Here is a 17185-nt window from a genome sequence, read left to right on the forward strand (position 1 = left end):
AAGGTTTGACCCTCCCTATAAAACGCTGTAACTGTTATACAGTAAGGGTTCTAGCCTCTAATATTATTATCCCATATTTATATCAACTTGTTATAGTACTTATGTACGTATTACACAAAATTACTTTACGTAGTATGTTGATTTTTTATAAAAATGGTATAAACTCAGGTTATAGGGTTTTATGGCTATGCCTGATAATGCTTGAAAGTCTTATGGGCAGGAGGAGAATCGAACTCCTATGACCGCAAGGTCGCCACATTTTGAGTGTGGTGCGTCTACCAGTTTCGCCACCCGCCCTTGGGTGTCACTATATCAATATAACCTATTTAGTGAATTTTAACAAGTAGATTGAAAAATTTTGTTTGGCTATTTGATTTTACAGGTAGCAAGTCGGGAATGGTATGCTTAACCAACAGAATGGGATTAGAAGCTAGTCCTGTTAGGACTGCTTTTTAGTGTGTCGTAACATAAAAGTATCGGGCATCGGCAAGACTTTAAACGGACGGAGCGCGACTGTCAGACTACTTCCGTAGCAAGTTGCAGTGAACCGTGAAGAATCACCGACCTTCTAGGTCGGTGAGTATGTGAAAAGGCAGCACTTAACCCACATTACTAAACTACCAACTTCACCAATTGCGCCAGTGACCCAGGGATGCAGTTTCATCTTTTGACTGTACCCCACCAGTTTGTAATAAAGATTGATATTCTTTGCTGCTAGCCCAACGGTCAATTTCTCTAGCTCTGAGGACTGGGACAGGATGAGTTAATTGAGCCGTGCGGGCTTCTTTGACCATTTCACCCAATTGGGTTTTACTGATTTCATCGTAAGCACGAGCTTGGGCGACAAAAGCATCTAAGTTGAGTTGTCGGGCTAAAGTAGGTGAACCACCCGCTAACTTCATTAGTACCGACATCACCACTTTAGGGTCTTGGGTTGCTAACAAAGCGGCGCGATCGCAGGTAAACTCAGCACAGCGTACCCATTCTAATAACTGGGCTTGTATAGCTTGAGCCAGAAAAGCCCCCACATTCGGCACAACTGCTGCCGCTAATACCAATAAGTTTACTGGTGTCAGATAAACACTGTGATCACACTTGAGATGCCCCAACTCATGGGCAATCACTGCCTGTATTTCCTCTGGTGTAAGCATATCCACCAAAGAGGTGTGCAACACAATAAAGGGTTGCTTACCTCGCATAGCAAAGGTATAGGCATTAGGAGCAGGATGTTGGCGTATATATAGCTGAGGAGGCTCTATATCCAGAATTTTGCAGGCTTCTAACAATAAATTGTATAAATCTGGCAATTGTTTTTCACCCACCAGGACACTGGAAGCAATATTTTCCACATAAAAAACCTGTTCTGCCATTGGGCCCAGCCAATTTCGCACCATCATACCCAGACCTGGGATCTGTTTGAGAGATGTGGTGGCTTGTAGGTCTAATGGATGACGAAATGAGTCAGCTTTCAAACCGATGAGCGGAGTTTTTAACAAAGACATGATCTAGCAAGCTGGAAAAACAAAATATCAACAGCCCCTATACCTAGTATAACCATAGTACCTAAACAAGCCTCACACCCATAATTTTTTGAATGGAACCGGAACTAAAACTTGCCTATCGCAAATCCAAAATCCAAAATTGATTAATCGCGCTGAATTTTAGCTCCTAGTTGCTGTAATTTCTGATCAATGCGATCATAGCCCCGATCAAGATGGTGTAATCCTTGAAATGTCGTTAGTCCTTTAGCTGCCAGTCCTGCTAAAACCAACGCGGCCGATGCTCGTAAATCTGTCCCTATTACTGGTGCGCCCGATAATGTCGGTACTCCCCGCACAAAAGCAGTATTGCCTTTAACGCGAATATCTGCTCCCAAGCGATTTAACTCAGAAGCATGACGCAGGCGATTTTCAAACACAGATTCATTAATCAGGCTGTCACCCTCTACCACACTCAACAAAGACATAAACGGAGCTTGCATATCCGTAGGAAAACCAGGATGAGGTAAGGTTTCAATATCCGTAGCTTTGATAATTTCTGCTGGCAGAATACGTAAACAGTCCGGCGCATCCTCAATGATTGTTAAACCAATTTCTTGCAGTTTAGCAATGACTGGAATTAAGTGATTGGGACACACTGGGGACATACTAATTTCCGAACGAGTAATGGCTCCAGCAACTAAAAATGTTCCCGCTTCAATGCGATCGGGGATAATAGTGTAGTCAACAGAATGTAATTTAGTCACACCAACAATTGTAATCTGACTACTGCCAGCCCCCTGAATCTTAGCCCCCATCGCATTACAGAAATTAGCCAAATCAACCACTTCTGGTTCTCTTGCCGCATTCTCTATCATAGTTTCGCCATCTGCGAGAGTCGCGGCCATCATTAAAGTTTCCGTTGCTCCCACACTGGGACTATCCAAGTAAATTTTCGCACCTTGTAATTTGCGGCGACTACCTGGAACATAAGCATTACAAATGCCATGTTCAATTTGCACTTCCGCACCCATGGCTTGTAATCCTCGCACGTGCAAATCAACTGGCCTAGCTCCAATAGCACAACCACCTGGTAACGGCATTTGTGCCACTCCTAGCCTGGCCAAGATTGCCCCAATGGCAAAAAAACTTGCCCGCAGTTGGGTGACTAGTTCGTAGGGAGCCTTTGATGTGGTAATTTCCCCAGCGTTAATATCTAAAACATCGCCTTGTCTGGTGATACGGACACCTAAAGCTGATAACACCTGACTCATTCGGTCCACATCCACCAATAACGGAACGTTGCGGATACGACAATCACCTGAACACAGCAAAGAACCAGCCATGATCACCAGTGCGGAATTTTTTGCCCCACTAACTTTGACATGACCCCGCAAAGGATGCCCGCCCCATATTTGCAAGACTGAGGAGTCCGCGTCAGGGGAAAACTTGGCATCTGGTAAGCTGCTAGAAGGATTAATAAGCCTACCTCCCCAAAAAATACGTGATTTTCAATTACTTTAAGTTAGCTTTGATTCTACAGCAAAGATTTGATTTGTCTACATTTTGTCTGACATCTTGTATCCCGAAATTATGCTTTAAATATGTAAAGCCTGTAAACAAGCTCTAGCAACCTTTATAAATATTTAACAATTGGGGTCCAATTGGGGTCCAATTGGGGTCGGCAGCCTAGCCAAGACAGATCACAGAATCTCTTGGCGATCGCACTTGACAAAGATATAGATTTAGGTAACAATGAGAAGTTGTCAATTAGCGGAACTGGCGGAATTGGCAGACGCGCTAGATTCAGGTTCTAGTGCCGCAAGGCTTCCGGGTTCAAGTCCCGGGTTCCGCATCCTAAATTTGGACTCGTCCAAAACCATCAATGGTGCTAACCAGTCTACAAAACCCTTTAGTTAAACAAATCCGCAAGCTGCACTCCACCAAGGAGCGGCAGAAGCAGCAACTATGCCTACTGGAAGGAACACACCTACTACAGGAAGCCTGTGTAGTCAATTATCCACTAGTCACAGTGTGTTGCACCCCAGAATGGCAAAGCGCCCACCCGGTACTGTGGGAAAAAGCTTGTAACCACAGCCAAAGAGTAGAAATTGTTAGTCAAGAGGTTTTAGCATCCATTGCCACCACAGTCCACCCAGACGGTGTGATTGCCACAGCCAAACGGGTAATTAATCAAAACCAAGTCCCCTTTAGCGGTTTAGTCTTAGCCCTAGAAACTGTCCAAGATCCTGGTAACTTAGGCACGATAATTCGCACTGTTGCCGCTAGTGGGGCTACCGGGTTATGGCTGAGTCAAGATAGTGTAGATTTAGATAGCCCGAAAGTGATACGTGCTTCTGCTGGACAGTGGTTTAGTGTAGCAATGGCAGTGAGTGAAAATTTAAAAGCCACAATACAGCAAAGCCAGCAAGCAGGAATGCAAGTAGTAGCAACCTTACCCACCGCCAATTTAACTTATTGGGATGTAGACTGGCGAAAACCTACTTTAATTTTACTCGGCAATGAAGGTGCTGGTTTATCCCCAGATTTAACCACCATGGCAGATCAGCAAGTCAAAATACCCCTAAATCCAGGAGTAGAATCTTTGAATCTGGCGATCGCAGCTGCGTTGATCTTATACGAAGCTCAACGCCAAAAAATTACACCCACCTACTTATCACCTTGAAGCCGACGGCGAATTACCATCAATTGTTCTTGGGTATTAATAGGACTACGGGGGGCTGGTAGTTCAGTATTAGGCCAGTCCGGTAAATCATTACAAGGACATAACAAAGCAGGCATTCCTATGCTTCGCACGGATACTGGCATCTGACAACGACCACAAGGCAATACCTCCCAAGCAGGGGTTAGTAGCTCACTAATAGTTTCATAAGTACCCTCTAAATAACAGTCACCTGTTGCCTGGGAGAGAATTTTTTGCCAGCATTCCTCAAATTCTGCACTATATCCACCACCCCTCAGCACTGGTTGAGGCAAAAAGGTTGCCCGACCATTGCTCGTTATCACCTTCTTACCCAACTGAAACCAGTAGGCAAGATACATTTTTACTTCTTCTTTGGTTGCCATACCACAATTTTAAATTTTGCCAGAGTATTTTTCGGCGGGGAATGCTTAATTTTAAATTAAAATTTTGGTGCTGGTAATGGTCTAGCAATAACGCTGAGATTGAGAACATGACCGCCTGTAACTAAATAAACAGGTTCACAAATACCACCTAACTGGCGGACTACAGAACCCAAGCGATCGCGGAATAGCCGACCCAAAGGAAAAGCCGGAACGACACCCCACCCTGTTTCCTCAGCTACAAATATTATATCAGCATTTACTAACTGTATTGTTGCTAATAACCCCGCCAAAATATTTTGCCAGGTATCTTCATCTTCTTCTAAAAGATTAGCCACCCAAGTACCTAAAGAATCAACTAACAGGCAGGTACTTGGCTTGGCTTCCGCCAGAGTAGCGGATAATTCCACAGGTACTAAAAGCGTCACCCAATCGCCAGGACGACGTTTTTGATGTTGTTGAATACGTTGATGCCATTCAGCATCCCCTGGGTTTTCTCTAGCTGTAGCCACGTAAACAACAGTTTTTCCGGACTCTACCGCCAGAGTTTCCGCCCATTCGCTTTTACCAGACCTGGCTGGACCAGTCACTAAAATTACCTTGCCCAAAACTATATCCTTACATAACATCGATTGTTTTTATGCCAGAATTTACCAAAGGAATCGACCCAAAAACACACCCTTTGAATACTACATTTTAGGATACTTTTATGAAAACGGGCTTAAAACGTATTGAAGCGACTTTACATGATTTAGGACATCGTAGCACTGCCCCCACCAGTGATTCTTTGAAGTCGTCTTTCTCCTTTAGAATTAGCGTAGGGGCAACTCAGGATACCTCCTCTGAACAACATACCAACCAATTAGACACAGAGTCCCCACAGAAGCATTCCCCTCAGCATAATTCTGTGCCAACCTTTCCAGCACAAGAGACTGGTGGCAAAACACCCACCCTACCCAAATTCAAGCATCCCACCTTCAGTAGCCATCGCCATGGAGCTAATCCAGCATTAGCCATGAATATATTACAAGAAATTCAACAACATATCGCCAGTTGGCAAACAGAATTACAGACAATCATACAGCAAATTCAAGATATTTACTTAGAAGGTCCCATTGTGAATGGCTGGTTAGAATCCAACATGAAAGAACCAGAACAGGGAAAAACAGCCACACTCCGCCATGGGGAAGTTGACCAAATCATGGACAATGAAAAGGTATCTCATCCATCAGGAATTACTGATTATCGTCTCTGTGGTGTGGATACCTCGGGTCAAGTCTGGTCACGTCCTTGCCCACCAGATCAATTACCGATAGTCAGTATGGCTATTGCTCGTTACCAAAAATTACGCCAACTCTTAGGACGCAAACAGTATTTAGAAACTCGCCTGAGTCAATTGGCAGAACATCTGGTAAATTTACACAGCCACATTCAACAAACATAAATACAACCAAAAAAAGATTTGGCAGAAGTTGACCACAAATGAGGCTGTGTCTCAATTAAACTGACAACTAACAAGTTCATAAATTTTAAATTTATCTCATGCCAGATCACCAAATCTCTGCCATCATTTGCACTCACAATCGAGATATCTACTTAGGTGCTGCCATTGATAGTTTATTAAGCCAGGATTTTCCGGGTGACTTTGAAGTTGTGGTGGTAGATAATAATTCTAGCGATCGCACCCGTGAAGTTGTAGAACAAAGACTCAGCCATCCCTGTCTTAAATATATCTTTGAACCCACCATTGGTCTATCTGTAGCCCGCAATACTGGAGCTAAAGTCGCTACTGGGGAAATTCTAGCTTATTTAGATGACGATGCCTTAGCCAGCACTTCTTGGCTGCAAGTCCTGTATACTGCCTATGAAAATAACCCCAAATTAGCCATCGCAGGCGGTAAAGTTACCCTGTTGTGGCCTCGAAACACCCAACCACCACCCTGGCTATCTCCTGGACTAACTAGCAATTTAGGAGCATACGATTTAGGCGACACCATGATTTATATTCAACAGCCAGGTTTAACCCCCAGAGGACTGAATTACTCCTTACGTCGCAGTTTTCTAGAAGAAGTCGGTGGTTTTGATCCTCATCTCGGTCGAGTGGGAAAAAATTTATTATCTAACGAAGAACTGCAAATGACAGAATTTGCCCTTCAACGTGGTTGGCAAGTGGCATACCTTCCCCAAGCCTTAGTTGCTCACAATGTTGCGCCAGAACGTCTCAAACCCTCCTGGTTCTTAAATCGTGGTTGGTGGCAAGGTATCAGTGAATGTTATCGTGAACAACTGGCCGGTCAAGCCGATATTCGTCAACTACAAAGGGGTAGTGAGCGATTTTTCCGGGGACTATACAAAGCACTAAAATATTTTTCCGATCCAGCTGAACGTTTTGACAAACTTGTGTATGCTTATGGACAAATAGGTTACTTAAAAGCTGCAATTCAAGGCTTACTATCCGTTAATAATAAAAAACAATGACCAATGACCAATGACCAATAATCAACCTTTCATAGACTTACGTAGATATGACCAATCCTGGTTTAATCGAGGGCGACCTGGTTGGTATATTTTTCTATGGTGGTTTGTACAGGCGATCGCTTTTCCCCTCACGCCTCATTTTTGTAATGGTTGGCGTTGTACTATACTCCGACTGTTTGGCGCTCAAATTGGCAAAAATGTATTAATTCGACCTACTGCCCGTTTCACCTACCCATGGAAAATCACCATTGGCGACTACAGTTGGATTGGTGATGATGTAGTTTTATACAGTTTAGATGAAATTTATATTGGTACACACTGCGTCATTTCCCAAAAAAGTTATTTGTGTACTGGTAGCCATGACTTTCATGATCCCGCCTTTGGGTTGAAAACGGGAAAAATTACCATTGGTAATGGGGCTTGGGTAGCAGCAGATTGTTTTGTTGGCATTGGAGTAGAAATTGGTTCTAACACCGTCATTGGCGCTCGTAGCAGTGTATTTACTGATATGCCTGCTGGGCAGGTGTGTTGGGGCAGTCCTTGTCTTCCTCAGTACCCAAGGCAGTTGGAGCAGGAGAGAACAAGCACCTAAGCTTAAACACCACACCCCTAACTCACTATGTGGAAATTTACTGTATTTGTTAAAAAATTAATCTAATGGTGACGGAAACGACAGTTGAACACTGTTGACCCCGGAACCAGAAGTAATCACATCAAAGTATACCTTCCCAGGGTTAACAGTATTAGTAGAAGGTACAACAACATTGATACTAGATACAGTAGTGTTTGTTACCCCATCTGCTGCGGGAATATTAACGCTGAAGTTCCCTGTACGTGTCTGTATTTGATTTGCATTATTTCCTTGTTTAATAGCAGAGACAACGCTAGGGCTGGTATTATTAGTGTTACCTCGCACCTGAAATTGAATTGGCATCTGAAATGGTGTAGGAAATGTAGGAAATGGGATAGGAGGAACCGCAGGAAATGGGATAGGAGGTACGGATTGAGCTTGAGCAGTTTCCCACATAAAACCCCATAGGAACAGAGTTAAGAGCAAGCTCTTAATCTTAAGATTGGCAATAGACTTGATTGTTAGTCTCATTGAATTTAATTGAAAGTATTTACTGAAGCAGTATTACTGCTCTCACATCTGGCACTATTACGATATGATTCATTAAATCATATTGTCTTGGGAGTGTCAAAGCTCCCCTACTCACCTTGACTAACATTATACTAATTGAGTTGGCATCTTATGGGTTTTTAGCCCTGGTCATGATTTAGGAAAAAAATAATAACGCAATGCCGATGATGGCAATAATTACACCAACCACAGCTCGCCAACTAACTTTTTCACCAATACAGATAGTAATGGGAATCACAAATAGTGGGCTAGTCTGCAACAAAGTTGAGGCAATTCCCGCAGATGTGAATTTAATTGCTGTTTGTTGTAGCCAAATGCCCAAATAAGTACCACAAAAAGCCGCAAAGCAAGTGGCAAAAATTACCCGCCAAGATTGCCTATAGGAAAAGGATAACGCTTGCGCCTCTCGGTGGGATAACCACATCCAGGCTAAAAGAGCCAATTCAGCAGCACCCAAGCGCAATAAAGCAGCCCATAGAGATGTGATGGTTCCAGTAGTAAATGCTAGGCGAGAAATAATGATACTAATGGCATTGGCAATAGTGGCTGATAAAGCCCATAAGCCTCCTCGCCATAGGTGAGAGGGTGAATCATCCCTGGTAGTGGGAGACCGTTCTGTGATTACCCAAGCAACTCCCAAAACAGTAACTAAAATTCCACACCAAGCTCTGATGTTTAAAGTTTCCCCTAGCCAAATCATACCCGCCATCGCAGTTATGGCTGGGGCAAGAGTGCCTATAAGTAAAACTCGACGTGCGCCTAAGTAATTAATCCCCGCCAAAAAAGCAGTATCACCCCAACTAATACCTATCACCCCACTCAAGCACAGCAAAAAAATAGGCATGGGGGCGGAAGTGGGCAAAGATACCCCAGTTAGTAGGATAGTCAAAATCAGCAGTGCGATCGCCACCATCCCCTTGAGCAAATTTAGTTTCAGGGGCGGAATATGCTGTCCCACAATGCCATACACCACCGAAGCGACAGCCCACAAACCCGCAGCGGTTAAAGCGGCTAATTCACCCCTGGCATTTGTTAACAAAATATGTAAAATACCACTTACCTCTGATAATGATGAGCAATTTTTTTTATTATAATAAATAGAAATAGCCAAGACAATTATAGCACTCAACAGATGAGAGTGCTAATTTCATCCACAAAAAATATTGCCAGAACATAGGCAAAGTAAATATGTTTTGTAGATAGCTGAAGATGGTGTTTTGGGAACAATTTAGTATGAGCAGAATACTAATTAATCACTAGGAGGAAGAGAATGAAATACAGCTTTGATCTTGTAGGGGTATCTCCTGCTTGGCAGTTTTTTAATCATCAACAACAGACTATCAACCAACCCAAGAAAAAGAGGGTGGAGTATCTAGCTACTCATAAATGTACATTAGATGCCTTATTAGAATCTGTGGAACCCTTGCCAGTTATAAGGGGTTGGAACATTGAACAAGTCCAAAATACTGTAGTGCAGTTCTGGCTCAACAATGCCGAGAGTATTCGTTATTGGAAAGTGCGTTTAATAGATGCGGGAAATGAGAATATACTCATCGCCAGGCTGGCTGACATAACATCCTTACAAGCGGAATTTGAATTTTTACTCGGTAAATAGATAGGACGCTTAGACACAAGTTGAAATCCAAAATCTAAAATTCCCAGTGTAGCGCCTTTATTGCCCAATCTCTCTAATATTCTTCATCACTTGTTGATATAAATCATTGCTATTTTGGCGTTGAAAAATAGCTGCGGCTTGTTGCAAATCTTGCAGCGCCCCTTGCTTATCTCCCTCAGCAGCACGGGTATTTCCTCGGTTGTTGTAAGCAGGTCCAAAATTAGCATTAAGACGAATAGCTTGATTATAATCAGCGATCGCCCCCTGTCTATCTCCTAGAGCAGCGCGGGCATTTCCGCGATTATTGTAAGCAATAGCATAGCCAGGATTGAGGTTAATAGCTTGATTAAGGTCTTCCACTGCTCCGTTATTATCTCCTAAAGCGGCGCGGGCATTGCCCCGATTATTATAGGCTTCAGCATAGCCGGGAGACAGGCGAATAGCCTCATTATAATCCGCGATGGCTCGTTGGTTATCTCCGAGAGAAGCCAGGGCATTCCCTCGATGATTGTATGCTTCAGCATCATTAGGAGCAAGATTAATAACTTGATTGTAATCAGCGATCGCCCTTTGGTTGTCTCCCGCATCAAAATAGGCTAGACCCCGGCTTTTATAAGCCTGACTATAGTCCGGATCGGCATCAATCCCTTGGTCGTAACTAGCGATCGCCCCTTGTAAATCACCTCTAACGTGTTGATTTTTCCCCTGAATATAGAAACTAGCAGCTGGGGATGTTTGCGCCTTCCCACCAGTGGGAGGGCTAATTCCTATTTCTGTCACCAATACATCTTGATTCTGATTACAAGAAATACTAGTGATTGCAGTCAATATAGTAACCATAGCTATGGTCAATCTTCTTTTAACCTTCCCCTGGTCTTGCTCAAATAACTGCACTTTCATAACTTACCCTAATTAGCACTAAATTTAGTTCATATCTGAATATTTACCAGTATGCCCTACTCACAAGCTACGAGAGAATACTTATTCTCCATCAACTATCTTTAATTATCTATTTATCATGTGAATATTATTCTAGACAACTAAATTGAGCTTTTATGTTCTTGCTTAACATAACCTAGATGACCAATTCGACTATTAAGTTAATTTACCCCTGAACATGATCATTTTCCGGTTTTTTCCTAGACATTCGCCAGGATGTGGTTTTGTCAATATCTACAGACAATTGTTGAAAATTTTGACCCAAATCTTTTTTACTTTTTTGAGTCAGTGTTACAGGAATATCTAAATTCACATTTAGGATTGATCATAATTTGTTCCATAAACTCGCCTACCAGGTCAGGCTGATTCAGCACATCCAAAAGATAAACGCGATCGCAGGTCATATCCGTGACATCATCCAATACCTGAATCAGCGACAATTTAGGATGAAGAGTTTTATAATCAGCCACTTCCGTATCAATCCACAAGGCTTGATAATTAGTATATTAATATACTTTTTTTTAGGATATGATCAGCATAATTTAAATAGGGCATGAATAAATCTATCCTGAGAGTTGAGTAAAATCAAGTTAATCACAGTTTTCACAATTAACATCCTGAAAAAATATATGGTAGAATCAGTTAAAATAAACCTGTAAAAACATGAAATTACCAGAACTAGACTCTGCCACCATAGATCGCATCATAGAAATGGCCTGGGAAGATAGAACACCTTTTGAAGCCATTGAAACTCAATTTGGCCTGTCAGAAAAAGAAGTAATTAACCTGATGAGGCGAGAAATGAAAGAATCTAGCTTTAAAATGTGGCGAGAGCGAGTCACTAGCCGCAAAAATAAGCACCTAGGTAAGCGTAACTTTATTGTTGGCAGATTTAAGTCACAAAATCAAAAATCCTAAAATTGAAACTTGATTAATTTAATAAAATATAAATCAAACATAAATAATGACTATTGGAATTTGGATCTTAGGTGATCAGCTGTGGGAGCAACAAGCAGCATTACAAAGTTGTTCTCATTTAAAAAATGTACCTGTAATTTTTATCGAATCACTACAACATATTCAAGCACGTCCTTATCATGGGCAAAAACTGATTTTAGTTTGGTCAGCAATGCGACATTTTGCCCAAGAGTTACAGCAGCTAAAATATATAGTAACTTATAAAATAGCCGAAGATTTTGAAACACCACTGCAAGCATGGATCCAGGAAAATGGAATTACTCAGTTGCGGGTAATGATGCCCAATGACCGACCATTTAGCCAGATGTTGCAGAGTTTAGAGCTTCCTTGTCAAATCAGTTTAATTCCTAATAATCATTTTTTGTGGAGTAGAGCAGAATTTAATAATTGGGCATCACCCCGTAAGCGCATTGTCATGGAAGATTTCTACAGAGAAGGAAGGCGGCGGTTTCAAATTTTATTGGAGAAAGATCAACCCATAGGAGGAAAGTGGAATTTAGATAAAGAAAATCGTCAACCGCCCAAAGGAAAATTAAATACACCCCCATTACAATCATTTCAACCTGATGATATTACCCGTGATGTTATTGCTAAAGTTAAATCTCTAACTATTCCCACTTATGGCAACTTAGAGCCGTTTACTTGGGGAGTAAATCGCCACCAAGCACTACAAGTGTTAGATTGGTTTATTCAACATCGCTTGTGTGATTTTGGCACTTATCAAGATGCCATGCTCAAAGGAGAAGAAACCATGTGGCACGCCTTAATTTCTCCTTACTTAAATCTGGGTTTACTCCAACCATTAGAAGTTATTAAAGCCATTGAAGAAGCCTATAAGACGCGGCAATTGCCATTAAATAGTGTAGAGGGATTTATTCGTCAGGTGTTAGGCTGGCGAGAATATATGTATGGTATCTATCATTTTGTAGATGCAGATTACCCCAATCACAATTGGTTTAATCATACCCACAAATTACCAGAGTTTTTTTGGACTGGTGAAACTAAAATGAATTGTTTACACCAAATTATTACCCAAGTACAACGTACAGGCTATGCTCATCATATTCAAAGATTAATGGTCTTGAGTAATTTTGCATTGATTGCAGGAATTGAGCCACAAGCAGTTGAAAACTGGTTTCACGCAGTATTCATTGATGCTTATGACTGGGTAATGCAGACAAATGTGATTGGTATGGGTTTATTTGCAGATGGTGGGGTATTAGCATCAAAGCCTTATGCTGCTTCTGCTAACTATATTAATAAAATGAGTGATTATTGCCAAACTTGTGTTTATAAATATAAGGAGCGAACAGGTAAAAACGCCTGTCCATTTAACTTTTTTTATTGGGATTTTCTTCACCGACACCGTGAGCGACTAAAGTCTCAAGGACGAATGAGTTTTATTTTAAAAAATTTAGATAAAATGTCCGCTGAAGAATTACAATCTATTCGCCAACAGGCTGAAGATTGGCACGGTCATTGGCAATGATCACGTTGTAGTGTGAGCATCTTGCTCGCTACCTTTGAAAAAAGGGGATCAAATTCTGCCATTGGGCAGATTATTACCTGATGTGCTGACCAGTATCATAGTGACCAGGGTGTGGTGGAAGGAAAAGCGGTTGATTAGAGGTGTTAATGAATAATCCTTCCTTTGTTAGTGCTTCTGGACTTGGGTTAGAAGAGTATGAGTTGAAAACTCTACCGGATCTTTGGTCAATAGCAGCTGAAGCGATTTAATTAACCAAATGTTTTCCTAACTTGAATAATGAGGTCACCCCCACCCACCATCTCTCATGTTTCGCCTTGGCTAATTAACTTAGTTTATGCCCTTTGTCGCTACCTGATATTACCTGTTTATTTTGGCAAAATTGAAATCCAGGGGAGAGAAAATTTCCCCTTAGAAAATCCTGTCATTCTTGCTCCTACCCACCGTTCCCGTTGGGACGCATTAATATTAGGCTATGCCCTTGGTCGAGATATTTTTGGGCGAGATTTGCGATTTATGGTTTCCGCCAATGAAATGAAAGGACTGCAAGGCTGGTTAATTCGTCATGTGGGCGGTTTCCCTATTGATCCCCAGCACCCTAGTATTAGTAGTTTGCGTCTGGGAATCAAGTTACTCAAAGCTTCAGAAGTGCTGGTAATCTTCCCTGAAGGCAATATTTTTCGCACTGAAGAAATCCAACCCCTTCAGCCTGGTTTAACTCGTTTGGCTTTGCACACACAATGTAAATACCCTAGTTTAGATGTAAAAATTGTGCCTATTAAGATTCGTTATAATCCGCCTATTCCTGGCTGGGGTTGCCATGTTCAAGTTCACATTGGCTCTTGTTTACAGGTAGCAAATTACTGTGAAAACTTATCTTCACCAAACACGGAAAAGCTAAAAAATCATCTCAAATCTGCTTTAGAAAATCTTTGCACAAGCCGACAGCACTATCAGCAGTCGGCATAAATATTTACAACCTTGGCTTTAATTCATTCGCGGGTGATGCTGTGACCGGGAGCAGAAACTACTTTTTTAGCTAAACCTAAAATCTGCAAAAGTTTAATACTCCACCAAGTCATATCAATTTCCCACCAAGATAATCCAGATTTGGCCATGTGGGGATAAGTATGATGGTTATTGTGCCACCCTTCTCCGTAAGTTACTAAAGATACCCACCACAGGTTACGTGCCCCATCATTGGATTCAAAGGTACGATAACCCCACAAATGTGATGCTGAGTTGACTAGCCAAGTGGAATGCCAAAGTAAGACTGAGCGCAAAAATACGCCATAAATCACAAAAGGCCAACTCCCTAAGAAATACAGCAGCAATGCTAAGGGAATTTGCATCAGCAAGAAATAGCGATCCAACCAACGATAGAAAGGTTGTCTTGCTAGGTCAGGAGCATATTTTTGATAAAATTGATAGTCAAAAAATTGAGGACGTGGATACAAAATCCACAGCATATGACTCCACCAGAATCCTCGCCGGGCAGAGTATGGGTCTAAATTGATATCTTCTGTATGGGCGTGATGTTGGCGGTGGGAACCAACCCAGAAAATCGGACCTCCTTGTAGAGCCAGCGCTCCAATAGTGGCAATGACATATTCTAACCACTTGGGTACTTGAAAACTTTTATGGCTCAACAGGCGATGATATCCCAAACAAATGCCAATACTGCCGAACAACCAATGAAGAAACACCAGCAAAACCAGGGCTGGCCAAGAAAAAAACCAGGGAGCCAGGAGAGCTAAAGCATGAAATGCACCAAAAAATACCACATTCACCAACCTAAGACGAGGTGAGTTGCCCATCTCAGGAGTGAAGTCCAAAAACTTGCCAGTCATAAAAATTCTTGTTGATGGATGATGAAGTGATTTGCCATTTCTTGGTGCAACCCCAGCAGGATTTTCCCCACTCTGCACAGCAGTTAGTTACAGTAAAGAGAAGCAAGTATCACTTACATTGACTATTTTATCAGACCACTTGTCTTCATGCAAGTACCACTTGCATTATTCCCTATGCCATCTCAACTTATTTCAGCACGTCAACGTTTGATCCAATCAGCACTGGAATTATTCACAGTTCAGGGAATTAGCGCCACCACCACCAAGCAAATCGCTGAAAAAGCAGAAGTGAACGAAGTAACGTTATTCCGTAATTTTGGTAACAAACATGGACTATTATTGTCTGTACTGGAAGAATCCGCGGCTTTTAAAAATTTAGGGGAATCCCTTGTACAAAGGGCTAGTCCTTCTGGTGATATATACCAAGCACTTAAAGATTATATAAGTGATAGCTTACACGCATTAGAACGCATACCGGAGTTAGTTCGTTCAGTGGTGGGTGAAGCTAACCAGTATCCCATGGAAAATCGCCGCGCCATAGGACGTGGGTTAACTGAGGCTAACCGCTATGTAGCTCAGTATTTGGCCACTGTTATCCAGCAGGGAGACTTAAATACTTATCTTCCTGCGGAAAAATTAGCTAGTTTGTTGAATGCCATGATCCTGGGGTATGCAGTGATTGAATTTACCAGCGAATTTCACGAACTGTGGGAAGACCGGGATGATTTTTTGGAAAATTTAGTCAAGTTGTTCTTACACGGTGCCATGTCATCTTCGGTAAAATCAGCAACAGTTGGGAAAAATGTCCCGGAAGTAGCTGATTTACCTGCGGGTTTAGTTCACAAAATTATACAACAATCTAAGAAACTGAGTACACAAGATTATGCTTTGGCTTATGTTTTATTTGGTGCTGGCTTATCTTTGAGAGAAATTGTCAGCTTACAGAAAAACCACCAAATCTCTGATGACTCGGGACACTTCCTGCAAGTTACCACCCCAGAAGTACGCCGCCAAGTCCCTGTTAATCAGTGGATTCTCGGTAAACGCTATGGTTCTTACAGCAACAACCCGTTAATTAAATGGTTGAAGAGTCGTAAAGATAGTCAACCTGCTATGTTTGTCAATAAAATCGGTGAACCGATGACAGAATCAGATTTATTGCAACATTGGCAAGTATGGACTCACGGTTTGTTAACCCCTCAAGGAAAACCGCCCACCATCACTCAAACACAACACACCTGGTGTGTAGAAATGTTGATGCGGGGTATGAGTGAAGAAAATTTGAGCATTTTGAGTGGTTGCGATCGCCTCCTATTACAATCCTATGCCAAAAGAGCTAAAGAAAAAACAGCCCTAGAACAAGCAACTCGTTTAGATCATAAGCCCACATAATTCAACTGGGTTAAAGAATATTCTTTAACCCAACCTATCTTTATTTAACCACCCATCAACACCCTGCTCACACCTATTCAGCAACTTTTGGGGTAAAAATTAAATAAGTACCGCCCAAACCCTCCACAATTGTGCGTGTATTAGCAACCATTAGTTTTTGATAAGTATCGGCTTCGCTTCCTGGTTCACTCAGTCCATGGGTATACAGAAGCCTTCTTGATACTCTGACATTAGCCTCTCTAGCTACAGACTGAATGAATGGGGGGTTAATTGTGGTTTCTGCAAAAATTGTTGGTACTTCGGCTTGTTGAATATTTCTTACCCAATTTTTTATTTGTGCATCTGTGGGATTTCTGCCACTATTAATACCATTTAACCCTCCTACTAAAGAAATTCCATAGGCTGTGGTGTAGTAATCTAGTATATTACTAGTTGTTACTAATTTGCGTTGATTATCAGGAATGGTATTAATTCGGGATTTTATCCAACTATCAAGCTGAATTAGCTGATTTTTAATTATTTGGGCATTGCTACTATATAATGTAGCATTTTCTGGGGTGAGTTTTCCTAAGTTATTGTCAATTATATCCACCATTTTTATAGTATTCAGGACTTACGCAACTGGCACAGGCGATCGCTAGAATATAGTATTATTGTACTACAATAAATAACATAACTGGCACAATCAGTCTCGGTGCGGCGGAAGCGTCGCGCCGAGACTAAACTCCAGTAAAAAGCCAATTT

General features: G+C 41.8%; 18 protein-coding genes, 2 tRNA genes and 1 pseudogene. 10 read left to right on the top strand and 11 right to left on the bottom strand.

All coding sequences use genetic code 11. The features are described from left to right. Positions 1-213: 213 nt before the first annotated feature. The 3 genes from NWP17_RS02260 to murA all read right to left on the bottom strand — a co-directional run bounded on the left by NWP17_RS02260 (position 214) and on the right by murA (position 2959). Positions 214-297 (bottom strand) — tRNA-Leu (locus tag NWP17_RS02260). A 329-nt stretch (positions 298-626) separates the two neighbouring features. Beyond that, complete coding sequence (locus NWP17_RS02265; protein WP_280653294.1) at positions 627-1502, bottom strand: M48 family metallopeptidase; 876 nt, start codon at positions 1500-1502, stop codon at positions 627-629. Between the two features lie 143 nt (positions 1503-1645). Next, complete coding sequence (gene murA, locus NWP17_RS02270; RefSeq protein ID WP_280653309.1) at positions 1646-2959, bottom strand: UDP-N-acetylglucosamine 1-carboxyvinyltransferase; 1314 nt, start codon at positions 2957-2959, stop codon at positions 1646-1648. Positions 2960-3251: 292 nt separating this feature from the next. On the opposite strand from murA, the gene NWP17_RS02275 reads away from it, so the two are divergent. Together NWP17_RS02275 and NWP17_RS02280 are read left to right on the top strand one after the other, a co-directional pair. Beyond that, a tRNA-Leu gene (locus NWP17_RS02275) sits at positions 3252-3333 on the top strand. A gap of 33 nt (positions 3334-3366) precedes the next feature. Beyond that, entirely contained in the window at positions 3367-4164 is a 798-nt protein-coding gene (locus tag NWP17_RS02280) for a TrmH family RNA methyltransferase (RefSeq protein ID WP_280653310.1), read from the top strand. Here NWP17_RS02280 and NWP17_RS02285 read toward each other — a convergent pair. Continuing rightward, complete coding sequence (locus NWP17_RS02285) at positions 4149-4565, bottom strand: hypothetical protein (protein WP_280653295.1); 417 nt, start codon at positions 4563-4565, stop codon at positions 4149-4151. The two genes, NWP17_RS02280 and NWP17_RS02285, sit on opposite strands and share 16 nt — an antisense overlap. A 56-nt stretch (positions 4566-4621) precedes the next feature. Beyond that, a complete protein-coding gene (gene cobU / locus NWP17_RS02290; protein ID WP_280653296.1) occupies positions 4622-5170 on the bottom strand; it encodes a bifunctional adenosylcobinamide kinase/adenosylcobinamide-phosphate guanylyltransferase in 549 nt (182 codons plus the stop codon). Between the two features lie 101 nt (positions 5171-5271). On the opposite strand from cobU, the gene NWP17_RS02295 reads away from it, so the two are divergent. From NWP17_RS02295 to hpsU, 3 genes are all read left to right on the top strand, one after another. Continuing rightward, positions 5272-6006 carry a hypothetical protein gene (locus NWP17_RS02295; RefSeq protein ID WP_280653297.1) on the top strand — a complete coding sequence of 245 codons (735 nt, stop codon included), beginning with the start codon at positions 5272-5274 and terminating at the stop codon, positions 6004-6006. Positions 6007-6104: 98 nt separating this feature from the next. Then, the gene (locus NWP17_RS02300) at positions 6105-7040 is read left to right on the top strand and encodes a glycosyltransferase family 2 protein (RefSeq protein WP_280653298.1); all 936 of its coding nucleotides are present in this window, start codon (positions 6105-6107) and stop codon (positions 7038-7040) included. Positions 7041-7050: 10 nt separating this feature from the next. After that, complete coding sequence (hpsU, locus tag NWP17_RS02305) at positions 7051-7632, top strand: hormogonium polysaccharide biosynthesis acetyltransferase HpsU (protein WP_280653299.1); 582 nt, start codon at positions 7051-7053, stop codon at positions 7630-7632. Between the two features lie 57 nt (positions 7633-7689). Here hpsU and NWP17_RS02310 read toward each other — a convergent pair whose 3' ends face one another. Beyond that, positions 7690-8142 (bottom strand): hypothetical protein, encoded by a 453-nt coding sequence (locus tag NWP17_RS02310; RefSeq protein ID WP_280653300.1) that lies wholly within the window; start codon positions 8140-8142, stop codon positions 7690-7692. 175 nt (positions 8143-8317) lie between these two features. Continuing rightward, positions 8318-9232, bottom strand: a complete 915-nt coding sequence (locus tag NWP17_RS02315) for a DMT family transporter (protein ID WP_425332635.1) — start codon at positions 9230-9232, stop codon at positions 8318-8320. Between the two features lie 219 nt (positions 9233-9451). On the opposite strand from NWP17_RS02315, the gene NWP17_RS02320 reads away from it, so the two are divergent. Further along, on the top strand, positions 9452-9796 hold the full coding sequence (locus tag NWP17_RS02320) for a hypothetical protein (RefSeq protein ID WP_280653301.1): 345 nt from the start codon (positions 9452-9454) through the stop codon (positions 9794-9796). 57 nt (positions 9797-9853) lie between these two features. Here NWP17_RS02320 and NWP17_RS02325 read toward each other — a convergent pair whose 3' ends face one another. Continuing rightward, complete coding sequence (locus NWP17_RS02325; protein ID WP_280653302.1) at positions 9854-10696, bottom strand: tetratricopeptide repeat protein; 843 nt, start codon at positions 10694-10696, stop codon at positions 9854-9856. Between the two features lie 347 nt (positions 10697-11043). Continuing rightward, a pseudogene (locus tag NWP17_RS02330) lies at positions 11044-11290 on the bottom strand (ribonuclease D); the annotation flags it as partial. Between the two features lie 108 nt (positions 11291-11398). On the opposite strand from NWP17_RS02330, the gene NWP17_RS02335 reads away from it, so the two are divergent. The 3 genes from NWP17_RS02335 (at position 11399) to NWP17_RS02345 (ending at position 14168) form a co-directional block, all read left to right on the top strand. Further along, positions 11399-11653, top strand: a complete 255-nt coding sequence (locus NWP17_RS02335) for a TIGR03643 family protein (protein ID WP_280653303.1) — start codon at positions 11399-11401, stop codon at positions 11651-11653. Positions 11654-11699: 46 nt separating this feature from the next. After that, a complete protein-coding gene (locus NWP17_RS02340; protein WP_280653304.1) occupies positions 11700-13202 on the top strand; it encodes a cryptochrome/photolyase family protein in 1503 nt (500 codons plus the stop codon). 276 nt (positions 13203-13478) lie between these two features. After that, positions 13479-14168, top strand: coding sequence for a lysophospholipid acyltransferase family protein (locus NWP17_RS02345; protein WP_280653305.1), 690 nt, complete (start codon positions 13479-13481; stop codon positions 14166-14168). Between the two features lie 23 nt (positions 14169-14191). Here NWP17_RS02345 and NWP17_RS02350 read toward each other — a convergent pair whose 3' ends face one another. After that, positions 14192-15049 (bottom strand): acyl-CoA desaturase, encoded by an 858-nt coding sequence (locus NWP17_RS02350; RefSeq protein WP_280653306.1) that lies wholly within the window; start codon positions 15047-15049, stop codon positions 14192-14194. Between the two features lie 174 nt (positions 15050-15223). Here NWP17_RS02350 and NWP17_RS02355 point away from each other — a divergent pair, with 174 nt between their 5' ends. Continuing rightward, a complete protein-coding gene (locus tag NWP17_RS02355; RefSeq protein WP_280653307.1) occupies positions 15224-16441 on the top strand; it encodes a TetR family transcriptional regulator in 1218 nt (405 codons plus the stop codon). Between the two features lie 73 nt (positions 16442-16514). On the opposite strand, the gene NWP17_RS02360 is transcribed toward NWP17_RS02355, so the two are convergent. After that, the gene (locus NWP17_RS02360; protein ID WP_280653308.1) at positions 16515-17036 is read right to left on the bottom strand and encodes a metal ABC transporter solute-binding protein, Zn/Mn family; all 522 of its coding nucleotides are present in this window, start codon (positions 17034-17036) and stop codon (positions 16515-16517) included. Between the last annotated feature and the right edge of the window lie 149 nt (positions 17037-17185).

Source organism: Chrysosporum bergii ANA360D, from assembly GCF_029891735.1.
In the GTDB taxonomy this organism is placed as follows: Bacteria; Cyanobacteriota; Cyanobacteriia; order Cyanobacteriales; family Nostocaceae; genus Umezakia; species Umezakia bergii.

Coding starts and splice junctions, on each gene's coding strand:
- NWP17_RS02265 (WP_280653294.1), bottom strand. CDS start 1,502: ATGTCTTTGTTAAAAACTCCGCTCATCGGTTTGAAAGCTGACTCATTT.
- NWP17_RS02285 (WP_280653295.1), bottom strand. CDS start 4,565: ATGGCAACCAAAGAAGAAGTAAAAATGTATCTTGCCTACTGGTTTCAG.
- NWP17_RS02295 (WP_280653297.1), top strand. CDS start 5,272: ATGAAAACGGGCTTAAAACGTATTGAAGCGACTTTACATGATTTAGGA.
- NWP17_RS02300 (WP_280653298.1), top strand. CDS start 6,105: ATGCCAGATCACCAAATCTCTGCCATCATTTGCACTCACAATCGAGAT.
- hpsU (WP_280653299.1), top strand. CDS start 7,051: ATGACCAATAATCAACCTTTCATAGACTTACGTAGATATGACCAATCC.
- NWP17_RS02310 (WP_280653300.1), bottom strand. CDS start 8,142: ATGAGACTAACAATCAAGTCTATTGCCAATCTTAAGATTAAGAGCTTG.
- NWP17_RS02320 (WP_280653301.1), top strand. CDS start 9,452: ATGAAATACAGCTTTGATCTTGTAGGGGTATCTCCTGCTTGGCAGTTT.
- NWP17_RS02325 (WP_280653302.1), bottom strand. CDS start 10,696: ATGAAAGTGCAGTTATTTGAGCAAGACCAGGGGAAGGTTAAAAGAAGA.
- NWP17_RS02335 (WP_280653303.1), top strand. CDS start 11,399: ATGAAATTACCAGAACTAGACTCTGCCACCATAGATCGCATCATAGAA.
- NWP17_RS02340 (WP_280653304.1), top strand. CDS start 11,700: ATGACTATTGGAATTTGGATCTTAGGTGATCAGCTGTGGGAGCAACAA.
- NWP17_RS02345 (WP_280653305.1), top strand. CDS start 13,479: ATGAGGTCACCCCCACCCACCATCTCTCATGTTTCGCCTTGGCTAATT.
- NWP17_RS02350 (WP_280653306.1), bottom strand. CDS start 15,049: ATGACTGGCAAGTTTTTGGACTTCACTCCTGAGATGGGCAACTCACCT.
- NWP17_RS02355 (WP_280653307.1), top strand. CDS start 15,224: ATGCCATCTCAACTTATTTCAGCACGTCAACGTTTGATCCAATCAGCA.
- NWP17_RS02360 (WP_280653308.1), bottom strand. CDS start 17,036: ATGGTGGATATAATTGACAATAACTTAGGAAAACTCACCCCAGAAAAT.